Annotated in this window: 9 protein-coding genes; 6 read left to right on the top strand and 3 right to left on the bottom strand. The window is 56.4% G+C overall.

The annotated features are described in order from the left end of the window. Positions 1-195 precede the first annotated feature (195 nt). The 3 genes from CA51_RS16010 to CA51_RS16000 all read left to right on the top strand — a co-directional run bounded on the left by CA51_RS16010 (position 196) and on the right by CA51_RS16000 (position 5766). Positions 196-1989, top strand: coding sequence for a hypothetical protein (locus CA51_RS16010; protein ID WP_145122252.1), 1794 nt, complete (start codon positions 196-198; stop codon positions 1987-1989). 73 nt (positions 1990-2062) lie between these two features. Then, positions 2063-4456: a bifunctional 23S rRNA (guanine(2069)-N(7))-methyltransferase RlmK/23S rRNA (guanine(2445)-N(2))-methyltransferase RlmL gene (rlmKL, locus tag CA51_RS16005; protein ID WP_231745729.1), complete on the top strand. Its 2394-nt coding sequence runs from the start codon at positions 2063-2065 to the stop codon at positions 4454-4456. Between the two features lie 302 nt (positions 4457-4758). Then, the gene (locus CA51_RS16000; RefSeq protein ID WP_145122251.1) at positions 4759-5766 is read left to right on the top strand and encodes a fatty acid desaturase family protein; all 1008 of its coding nucleotides are present in this window, start codon (positions 4759-4761) and stop codon (positions 5764-5766) included. A gap of 185 nt (positions 5767-5951) precedes the next feature. Here CA51_RS16000 and CA51_RS15995 read toward each other — a convergent pair whose 3' ends face one another. The 3 genes from CA51_RS15995 to CA51_RS15985 all read right to left on the bottom strand — a co-directional run bounded on the left by CA51_RS15995 (position 5952) and on the right by CA51_RS15985 (position 9335). Further along, on the bottom strand, positions 5952-6914 hold the full coding sequence (locus CA51_RS15995) for a type II secretion system F family protein (protein WP_145122250.1): 963 nt from the start codon (positions 6912-6914) through the stop codon (positions 5952-5954). Positions 6915-7020: 106 nt separating this feature from the next. After that, positions 7021-7989: a type II secretion system F family protein gene (locus tag CA51_RS15990; protein WP_145122249.1), complete on the bottom strand. Its 969-nt coding sequence runs from the start codon at positions 7987-7989 to the stop codon at positions 7021-7023. A 20-nt stretch (positions 7990-8009) separates the two neighbouring features. Further along, positions 8010-9335 (bottom strand): TadA family conjugal transfer-associated ATPase, encoded by a 1326-nt coding sequence (locus tag CA51_RS15985; RefSeq protein ID WP_197451225.1) that lies wholly within the window; start codon positions 9333-9335, stop codon positions 8010-8012. A 421-nt stretch (positions 9336-9756) separates the two neighbouring features. On the opposite strand from CA51_RS15985, the gene CA51_RS15980 reads away from it, so the two are divergent. The 3 genes from CA51_RS15980 (at position 9757) to CA51_RS15970 (ending at position 11338) form a co-directional block, all read left to right on the top strand. Beyond that, entirely contained in the window at positions 9757-10305 is a 549-nt protein-coding gene (locus CA51_RS15980; RefSeq protein ID WP_145122248.1) for a hypothetical protein, read from the top strand. A gap of 37 nt (positions 10306-10342) precedes the next feature. After that, entirely contained in the window at positions 10343-10555 is a 213-nt protein-coding gene (locus tag CA51_RS15975; RefSeq protein WP_145122247.1) for a hypothetical protein, read from the top strand. 153 nt (positions 10556-10708) lie between these two features. Further along, complete coding sequence (locus CA51_RS15970) at positions 10709-11338, top strand: RNA polymerase sigma factor (protein ID WP_145122246.1); 630 nt, start codon at positions 10709-10711, stop codon at positions 11336-11338. Positions 11339-11341: the final 3 nt, after the last annotated feature.

Genomic DNA, 11341 nt, shown 5'->3' with positions numbered 1-11341 from the left:
CGCTTGCTTTGGCTTTTTCTTGAATTTCGACATTCTCTTGGTTTCCCTCCCCTCGCATGTTGACTTCCCCCTACCTCAGTGTAGATTCTTCGGAACGCACTGCTGGGGCAACTTAGTCAAGCCTGGCAGGATGCATCGAACATGGTTTGCCTGAGGGCGAAAACACTTTTTTTGGACATGTGGAGGTTAACCTACATGAATGTTAAGACTTTGGTTGCGGCCCTAGGCCTTGTCGCTACGCTGACGTTTGCGACACAAGCTCAAGCTGGTTGCGGACTTCTTGGATGTAAGAAGTCGTGTGTTGAATCGAGCTGCTCGTCGTGTGGTTCGGCTAGCACTTGTGGTTGCGAAGCAGCATCTTCTTGCGGCAGCAGCTGCGGTGGATCGGCTTCTTGTGGCGGTTGTGCCCCACAAATGGTTACCGAAACTCGCATGGTCACTTCGACCGTCATGCAACAAGAAACCCGCACTCGTATGCGTAACGTTGTTCGCTGCGTTCCTGAAACTAAGACCCGCACAGAAACCTACACCGTAATGGTTCCTGAGCAACGCACTCGTACCGAGTCGTACCAGGTTGCCGTTCCTTACACCGAAGAGCAAACCTACACCGTACGCGTTCCAGTCGTTTCGACTGAAACTCAATCGTACACCGTTATGGTTCGTAAGCTGGAAGCGGTTGAGCAATCGTACCAGGTTCAAGTTCCTTACACCGAGAACGTTGAACAAACTTACACCGTTAACGTGCCTTACACCGAGACACGTCAACGCACCTACCAAGTTCAAGTTCCTTACACCGAAGAAGTTGAACAAACTTACACCGTTAACGTGCCTTACACCGAGACACGTCAACGCACTTACACCGTCAACGTCCCTTACACCGAAGACGTTGTCACCGACTACACCGTTCAAGTTCCTTACACCGAAGAAGTTGAACAAACCTACACCGTTCAGGTTCCTGTAACCGAAATGGTTACCCAAACCTACACCGTTCAAGTGCCACAAACCGAAACCCGCACTGCAACACGCACCGTTTGCAAGCGAGTTCCTGTGACCACTTACAAGAGCGTCAGCAAAGACATGGGCAGCTACCAATGTGTTGCTCAAGAAGTTGCTTGCGGCGGATCGTGCGGTAGCAGCTGTGGCAGCGCTTGCGGCGGATGCGGATCTTGCGGAAACGCTTGTGGCGGATGTGCAACTCGCACCGTCATGAAGAAGGTCTGGGTTCCTAACGTTGTTTGCGAACAAGTTCCTGTAACTACCTACACGACTCAACGTGAAGAAGTTCCTTACACCTACACGGTTCAAACTTGCACCACCGAGACCAAGACTCGTGAAGTGCCAGTAACCAAGTACACAACTGAAACCAAGACCCGTATGGTTAAGGTTCAGAAGTGCCGCACTGAAACTCGTCAACGCACGAGCAAAGTCACCAAGTGCCGTCAAGAAACTCGTACTCAGGACTACACCGTTCAACTGTGCCGTCAAGAGACTCGCACTAAGACCGTACCTGTAACCAAGTACAAGTCGGAAACTCGCACCCAGGACTACACCGTTCAACTGTGCCGTCAAGAGACTCGCACCAAGAGCGTTCCTGTAACCAAGTGCCGCGTTGAAACTCGCACCCGCACCGTTCAGGTTGCAAAGTGTGTTCCTGAAACTCGCACCCGCGAAGTTCAAGTCACCAACTACACCACTGAACAACGCACTCGCACGATCAACAAGACTCGTTGCGAAACTCAAACCCGTGAAGTCGCTTACACCGTAAGCGTTCCTCAAACCAAGACTCGCGAAGTTACCTACACCGTAAACCGTCAAGTTACTGAGCAAGTGCCAGAAACTTACACCGTTTGCGTTCCTGTTCAGGTTCAACGCGAAGTTCAAGTCCAAGTTCCAGCTCCAAGCTGTGGCTCGGCTGCTCCTAGCGGATGCAGCAGCTGCGGTTCGGCTGCACCAGTCGCTTCGAGCGGCTGCAGCAGCTGCGGTGGCTGAATTTAAGACCTCCACGCATCTTGCAAGATGAAAGTGTGCCCCAGGGTGTCTTCGGATGCCCTGGGGTTTTTTTATGCCCTCACCGATCGGCGTCGTTCTGGCTGCCGGTCCCCATCCCTTCGCGATCTTGCCATCGTGCGATATCGTGAACGATTACCCGCGTCGACGACCTGTCGATGCTCTTCCAACCTCTCGCGAAGCCACTGCGTCGATGCCTGATTCCCTCGATTTAATCGCCACCTGTGCTTTCGGACTCGAAGCCGTCGTCCGCCGCGAACTGGCCGATCTGGGGTATGTCGGCAAAGTCATCACGCCCGGGCGAATCCTGTTCACTGGCCCTCCCGAGGCGATCTGCCGGACCAATCTGTGGCTGCGAGCTGCCGATCGAGTGTTGGTCCGTTTGGCCACCTTTGAAGCCGGCGATTTCGACGCGCTGTTCGATCAGACCCGCGATCTCCCCTGGAGCCAATGGCTGCCCAAGGACGCCTGTTTCCCGGTTTCTGGGAAGTCGCACAATTCCCAACTGGAAAGCGTTCCGGCGATCCAAAGGACAGTAAAAAAGGCCGCCGTGCTGGGGATGCAGCGCGAATATGGAACCGAATTGTTGGACGAATCGGGAGCCCAATACAAGTTGGAAGCGTCGTTGATTAAGGATCAGATGACGCTGACCCTCGATACGACGGGGCCGGGATTGCATAAACGCCATTATTGCGAGCGTCCCGGTTTGGTTCAGATCAAAGAAACGCTCGCCGCTGCGTTGGTGATGTTGAGTTTCTGGAACCGCGACCGGCCGATGGTCGATCCATTTTGCGGCAGCGGCACGATCGTGATCGAAGCCGCGATGATCGGTCGCCGGATGGCTCCGGGGCTGGGCCGCAGTTTCTCCGCTCAACAATGGCCCACGCTTTCGCAAGCGTTATGGGAACGGGCGACCGACGAGGCGTTGCAGCTGCGGTTGCCCGAACTCGAGGGGCGGATCATCGGTACCGATGTCGATGGTCGCGCTTTGGCGGCGGCTCGCGAAAACGCACACCTCGCCGATGTCGAGGGTTCGGTCCATTTCCAGACCAAGTCGTTTGATTCGCTCTCCAGCCCCAAACAATATGGTTGCGTGATCACGCACACGCCCTACGAGATGAGTGGCCGTCGCAATCCCGAACAGGATGCACTCTACCGTTCGATCCCCTTGGTGCTGCGGCGGCTGACCACCTGGTCTCACTACGTGCTAACGCCTCACCCGCGGTTTGAGCAGATCGTTGGCCGCAAGGCCGATCGGCGGCGGAAGCTCTACAACGCGCGGACCGAATGTACCTATTATCAGTTTCATGGACCGAAACGACCGAGAAACGAAGGGGAGCCGCGCGACCGAGTCGCAGAAAGCGAAGCGGATGAAAACTTGGACGGCAGCGAAACGCCAGCGGAGTCGGGCGAAGTAACGCCGGTCAGTAAGGCTCCGCCAGCCGCCGCGGCAAAACCGAAACCGGACCTTGCCCCGGCGTTTGGACATCTCGACGCCAAGGCGCACGAGCAGGCTGCACTGTTCCGCACGCGGTTGACCAAGCGAGCAAGGCACTTGCGGCGGCTGCCGACCCGCCAGGGAGTGACTTGTTTTCGGCTGTACGAGCGGGATATTCCCGAGATTCCTTTGGTCGTCGACCGCTACGGCGATCATCTACATATAAATGAATACGAACGGCCGCACGATCGCGATCCGGCTCAGCATGCCAACTGGTTGGATCTGATGGCCCAAACGGCTAGCGACACGTTGGAGATTCCCAAGGGGCAGACATTCTTGAAGCGGCGGTCGCGGCAGTCGGGATCGAGCCAGCACGAACACGTTGCCAGCGAACAATACGAGACCGAAGTCGTCGAAGCGGGGCTGCGGTTTGTCGTCAACCTGTCGGATTACGTCGATACCGGTCTGTTTTTGGACCACCGGCTGACGCGGGGGATGGTCCGTGCCGAGGCGGAGGGGAAATCGATGCTGAATCTGTTTGCCTACACCGGTTCGTTTTCGGTCTACGCCGCCGCCGGGGGAGCGTCGCGAACGACGACCGTCGATTGGTCGAACACTTATTTGGATTGGGCCCGGCGGAACATGGCGCTCAACGGTTTTAATGGTCTGGAGCATAAGTATCACCGCGACAGCGCGATCGAATTCCTGGCGAATCACGCTCGCAAACCGACCTACGACCTGGCGGTTGTCGATCCACCGACCTTCTCCAACAGCAAGCGAACCGACGACGTTTGGGAGGTCCAGCACGGGTATGTCGATCTTTTAAACGCAGTCCTGCCGCTGATGAATCCCGGCGGCGTAATCTATTTCAGCAGCAACTTCCGGCGACTGAAGTTCGATCCCGAAGCGATCGATGCGACTGAGATCCGCGAAATCTCGGCGCAAACAGTCCCCCCAGAATACCGAAACCGGCGAATCCATCGCTGTTGGCGGATCGTAAAGCAGGCGTAACGCAGTCTCCGACGTCAGATCGACCAGTACCGGAGCTCGTCAGAAGTATCGAGGGCGATGCCTGGGGATCAAAAATTATGACGTCTTCTGCTACGCTGAAAACTTGCAAACGCCGTCTTGGAAAACCGCTTCTCGGTTAAATGCCCTGTGACTCATGGTGGGAAAGGGGTATATTCCGGCATCTGCGGGATGCAGAAACGAATACCTGCGAGCCGCATGGCGAATGGGACTTACAGCAGGCCCCTTCATTGCTCCGTTCGATTCGGTGTATCTACTTTTCTGAAACGACGGCAAGCAGCTGAATGACCTTTGACAAACCGACCGACCAACGTGGGGAGCCGCGGTCTCCCAAGCAGCTGCTTATCGCTAGCAAGGAATTTGCCAGTGAGCACCGTCTGCTCAGTTGGTGGCATCTGTGGTCGACACTTGCTGTTTGTTTTGCGTTGATCGGCGTCTCGGTCAGCGATCTCTCGCTGTGGCTGCGGATCCCGGCAAGCATTGCCGTCGGTTTGGTCACCGTCCGTTTGTTTATCATCTACCACGATTTTCAGCACAGTGCGATCCTTGCCAAGTCGGTTTTGGCGCGTTGGATCATGGCGACCTACGGCATGTTGGTGCTGGCGCCGACAAGCGTTTGGAAGCATTCTCACGACGTTCATCATCGCAAGAACTCGCAGACCTTTGGTGCCAACGTCGGTTCGTATCCGATCATGACGACTCACGCCTACGCCAACGCGATGGCTTCGGAGAAGTTTTCTTACGCCGCTTCGCGCCATCCGCTGACCATCGTGCTGGGATACTTCACCGTCTTCATCTGGCGGATGTGTTTGCAGGCGTTCATCTCCAACCCGCGTGAGCACTTCGATGGGGGCGTTTCGATTTTGTTGCACATCGCCTTGGCGATCGGGCTGTTGATGTTCGGTGTCGACATCATGATGTTGGGGCTGATCGTGCCGCTGTTTGTCGCGTCTGGCTTAGGGGCGTACCTGTTTTACGCACAACACAATTACCCGTCGGCGAAGATGCACCCCAGCAGCGAGTGGAGCCACGTCGATGCGGCACTCCAATCGTCCAGCTTCATTCCGATGAACCCGTTGATGAACTGGTTCACCGGGAACATCGGTTACCATCACGTTCACCATTTGAACGCGCGGATCCCGTTTTACCGCTTGCCCGAAGCGATGGCCGCTCTGCCTGAATTGCAAACTCCCGGCGTCACGACGCTACGTCCCGGCGACATCGCCGCCTGCCTGCGGCTGAAACTGTGGTGCCCCGACCAAGAGAAGTTCGTCGGCTTTAACGGCGTCTAACCTTGGGCTATCCACGATCTCTTGGTGCTGCCCAAGACTTTGACCCGCGGTTCGGGCTTTAATGGCGTCTAACCTTGGGCTATCCACGATATCTTGGTGCTGCCCAAGACTTTGACCTGTAGCACCTGTTTTAACGGCATCTGACATCGGGCAGTCCCCGATGCCAATCCGGTTGCCGATCTCTGTTAGAACGAATCCTGAGAGATCATCGCGATCGCAGCGGGTCCAACCAGGACGACGAAGATGCCTGGGAAGATGAAGATCACCAGCGGGAAGATCAATTTCACCGCACTCTTGGCAGCTTTCTCTTCGGCGATCTGACGGCGTTTGACACGCATCGAATCGGATTGCACACGCAGTGCCTGGGCGATGCTGCTGCCGAACTTGTCGGCTTGGATCAGAATCGACGCCAAGGCTTTAAGATCGTCGACGTCGCTGCGATTGCCGAGCGCCTTGAGGACTTCGTTCCGCGGTCGACCCAGTTGCAGTTGAGCGTTGGCGACACCAAATTCTTCGGCGATCACTTTGTAGGTCTTGCCCATCTCGGTGGAGACCTTCCGCATCGCTTGATCCAATCCCAAGCCGGCTTCGACGCAGACGACCATCAAGTCCAAAGCATCGGGCAGTCCGAGGAAGATGTTTTGTTTGCGGCAGCTGATGATCCACGACAGCGCCAATTCGGGGAGGAAGAACATGATCCCGCCGCTGATCACCAATTTCAGCAACGCGTCTTGGGTGAATCCTTGGAAGATCACCGCGACACCGCCGCCGATGAACAATCCGACCAGGGCGGAGATGACCTTGAGAGTCAAGAACATCGTGGTGGCGCCTTGGTTTCGGAATCCGGCCTGCATCAGACGCAGTTTCAGCTTGCCTTGGCTGACCTCGTCTTTGGGCTGCAGCGAATTCGCCAATGGAGCGGCGCGGTTGAGGACCGATGCAAGCGCTTCCTTTTTGACGTCGGTGTCGCCACGAGCTCCTTCGCCGGAGCGGCGCGCTTGACGCATTTCGTCCAACCGCACCTCGGCGCGATTCTTCTCGTCGCTACCGCTAACGCGGCCCAGGATCAACCACGCGATGGCGGAGACGCCAACGAAGATGGCTCCCAATACGATAAAACCGGTGGTTTGAATGTCGGCAGCGAACATCAAAAAATCCTTGTACCAAAATCTAATTTGCCGAGTCGCATGGCCTGGGAAGAGGACAGCGACGCTTGCCAACGCAGCGGTGAAAGCCTGCGATGGCGACGGAATGTTAAACCCGAATCGTAATGATCTTGCGGATCACGACCGCACCCAACAACTGCATCACCAACGCACCGGCCATCATCTTGCGGCCCATCGGATCGGTGAACAGCATCATCGCGTAGTCGTAGTTCAGATACAGCATCGTTAGGAACAGCGTCGGTGGCATCGCCAGCAACACGATTCCGCTCATCCGACCCTCGCCCGTCAACGCCGCAACTTGGCCTTGGATCTGCAAGCGTTCGCGGACCAGGTGGCTGATCTTGTCGAGGATTTCGGCGAGGTCACCACCGGTTTCGCGTTGCAGGATGATCGCCATCGCGAAGAACTTCAGGTCCATGTTGGGAACCCGGCCGGTCATGTCGTCGAGCGCTTCCTCCAACGCGATACCGAGGTTTTGTTCCTCGAAGCAGCGAGCGAACTCCTTGCGAATCGGATCGCGCATCTCGCTGGCGATCAAGCCAAATCCGGCGGCCAGCGAGTGGCCGGCGCGAAGACTGCGGGAGAGCAGTTCCAAGGCTTCGGGCATCTGGTTGCCAAACTTTGCCAAACGACGGTTCCGCATGAACATCACGTACAAAAACGGAATCGATGCCAGCATGCCGCCCAGGATCGGGCCTAGGAGGACCGGGATGGGCGTGACAAAACAGAGACCGATGCCCGCCGCAAACAGCCCCCCGACCAATGCAAAAAACTTGCCTGCATTGAGACTCAGGTCGGCTTGCTCGAGGTACAGCCCCATGCCGGGGAGCGATTTGAGCAGCGCGTCGAGCCGGTCTTTGCTCTCGTCAAAACCGCCTGCGTAGAGCGCCGTCGACTGCGATGGATCGTCGACGTCTTTCTTCAGCCGAGCCAAAGTGTCGAGTCGATTTTCTGCCGTCGATGGGCCTCCGGCTTCGGAGTCGACCATCAACCAGGCCCCAGCGATCAGCGCTGCGATGCCAACGCCTACAGCGATTACGATTATCAATGTTATCATGCTTGGTTACCTCAACGGCGCTACGCTTCCATCATCACGCGTTCGCGGAACGCACTGGCTGGCAAACGGATTCCCTTGCCCTCCAACTTGTCCATGAACGTGGGACGCACACCAGTGCAGATAAAGCGACCTTTCGCCTTGCCGTCGGCACCAATGCCCTGTTGGTCATATCGATAGATGTCTTGCATTACGATCGTGTCCTGCTCCATCCCGACGATCTCGGTGATGTAGGTGACGCGTCGCTTGCCGCCTTGCAGACGACTGGCTTGGATCATCACGTCGACCGCGCCGGCGATCTGCGAACGAATCGCTTTGACCGGCATCTCGAAACCGGCCATCATCACCAACGTCTCCAGACGCGCGATCGCGTCGCGTGGATTGTTACTGTGAATCGTCGTCAACGATCCATCGTGACCGGTGTTCATCGCTTGCAACATGTCCAACGTTTCACCACCACGGCATTCGCCGATGATGATTCGCTCGGGACGCATACGCAGAGCATTCTTGACAAGGTCGGTCGCCGTCACCGCGCCGTTGCCTTCGATGTTTGGTGGTCGCGTTTCCAGACGGACGACGTGATCCTGCTGCAACTGAAGCTCCGCCGCATCCTCGATCGTGACGATCCGCTCGTCGTGTGGGATGAAACTGCTGAGCGTGTTCAGGAGAGTCGTTTTACCCGAACCGGTACCGCCGGAGATGATCATGTTCATGCGAGCTTTGATGCAGCCTTCCAGCAGCATCACCATCTCGGGCGTGAACGCTTTGTAGTTCAGCAGATCTTCCAGCTTCAGCGGGTTGCTGCCGAAGCGACGAATCGAAACCGCCGCGCCATCGAGGGCCAGCGGCGGAATGATCGCATTCACACGGCTGCCGTCTTCCAGGCGAGCGTCGACCATCGGGCAGGTTTCGTCGACCCGGCGGCCGACTTTCGAAACGATCCGGTCGATGATCTGCAGTAGGTGTTTGTTGTCGCGGAATTCGACCTCGCTCTTTTGCAGCTGGCCTTCCTTTTCGACATAGATGTTCTTGGGACCGTTGATCAGAATATCGCTGACCTTCTTGTCTTTGAGGATGATCTCCAGCGGGCCCAGGCCAAAGGTCTCGTCCAATACCTCGTCGACGATTCGCTCGCGTTCCTGCCGATTCAGCAGCGTCTCCTCGGCGTCGCAGAGGTGTTCGACGACCATCCGGATCTCGCGTTTGAGCGTATCGCCCTTGAGATCTCCGACCTTTGAAAGGTCCAGCTTGTCGACCAGCTTACTGTGGATGCGGCCCTTGATCTGTTCAAACTGTTCTTGACGACTCAGTTCGGTGCGGCCAGCGGTTGGATTCATCGTTCGTGACATTTCAGCTTTCTCAGCAAATATTGCTAGTGATTCCAAGTGGTGACGGAGTTCTCAGTCCGTCGCTCACCGGCAAAGATCCGATTGCTTTGAACACACATGCCCCGTTGCGCGGTGTCGAACCGAATCTTCTCAGGGAAACTTAGCTTACAAATGCTTACACCAGCTCCTGTTGTGGAAAAAATGCAACATCGCGCAACCTAACCCCAGCTACCTCAGCGGTGGAGTCGACAGATCCGCTACAACCGTCAGCTGTTGCCGGCGATTTCGGTTCGTAACAGCTCGGAAAAATCCCCCTAGCGGGGATTTGTTGTTTCCTGCGCCCCGTAAAAAAGTTTGCTCCGGTACTTCGCAGCCGCTACGCTCAGAGGATTCCCATCTTTTGGGGGCGAAATGAATTTCTCGGCGGCTTGGGGGAGGTCAGATGATTCGAATGCACCACGCACCATTGGCGATGGCGGCACTGCTGTTAGTCGGTGGCATCGCCGCGGCGAAGGAGCCGCGAGGGAAGAAGCACGCGCCCGACACGAAGCGATTGCAGGGGAGCTGGATCGCCGATCTGGAGCCGGGGCTGCAGGGGCGGATCGAATTTGAAGGGAGCGATCTGCGGTACACGCACATCCGCGGCGATCGTAGAACACCGATCTGGATCGGCCATTTTGCGGTCAACGAGCAATCCGATCCCAAACAGATGGATTGGACGCCGCTGCGCAAAGCGGGGCGTGGTGGCGGGCAGAAACCGGTGATGTCCAACCTTGCCATCTATCGATTGCAGGGGGATCTGTTGTTGATCATCGGCGACACACAGGGGGCTCGCCCGACGGCGTTCTACAGTGGCGGAGGCGATCAGCGTCCCAAGACGATCATTTTCCGGCGGACTGACGATTCCAACGCTCTCGATTCGCCGCCGCCCACGGGCGACGGTGCCAGCGCCGGAGCGATCTCGCTGAGTCCAACGCCGACGGGGCGATGATTCTGTGCCGGGAGTCAGGCGGATCGCGGATCGATGTTTGTTCGCATCAATCGCTCAAAAAAGTCGAAATCGCGAAGAAAAAGTCTGTATTTACGATGAAGACCCGGCGCTGCAGCGGCGGCGTGGCAAGCCGGGTTCGGTCGAGTATTTGCTGGGAAAACGCTGCTTCAATGCCAGCATTGCCCATCCCGGCAAGTGGGGGGATACCACCAAAGTGATTGACGAAGCTCGCGACAGTGGATTAAGCTGAAACCATCTTTTCTGCGTTTTATTGGTTCGTTGGTCGGTCTCGGATCGGCTGACGGCAACTTTGTAGAATGCCTTTTCTGATTGTTAGCATTTATCCCAACTGATCGTGCCGAACCCCTTCCCTTTTGTTCGGCGAGAGGCCAAGTGACATCTTATGACGGCGACACTTCAGTCCAACGATGCAGCGCTCGGCTACGAGGACGTATCCGACGAAGAATTGCTGCTGACCTATCGCAGCAGCGGCCAGCGAATTCTGTTCGAAACGTTGATGAAACGTTATCAACGCGAGATCTACAGCTACCTGCGGCGGTACCTCGGCGATGCCGAACAAGCCGAAGATGCGTTCCAGTTGACCTTCTTGCAAGTTCACCTGCGAGCCGAGACGTTTGAAGAGGGGCGAAAATTTCGTCCCTGGTTTTATGCAATTGCAACGAACCAAGCTATCGACTTGCAACGTAAGAACCGTAGACATCGAATGGTCAGTCTGGACCGAACCCGCAATGTCGACGACGACGAATCGAAGTGGACCGAGAAATTGGTCGGCAACGATCCCGATCCGTGGTTGGTTGCGTCGGGGCGAGAAAACCAAGACAGCGTTCAAGGGATTGTCGCCCAGTTGAGCGATTCGATGCAAAAAGTCGTTCAGTTGGTTTATTACCAAGGGCTGAAATATCGCGAAGCAGCCGATGTGCTGGGGATCCCTGTCGGGACGGTCAAAAGCCGTCTGAACGCAGCGGTCTCGCGATTGAATCAGCTCTGGGAAGAATCTCAGTCGATGAAGTAGCGC

The organism is Rosistilla oblonga, assembly GCF_007751715.1.
Classification (GTDB): domain Bacteria; phylum Planctomycetota; class Planctomycetia; order Pirellulales; family Pirellulaceae; genus Rosistilla; species Rosistilla oblonga.
This window is presented reverse-complemented; position numbering and strand designations above follow the sequence as displayed.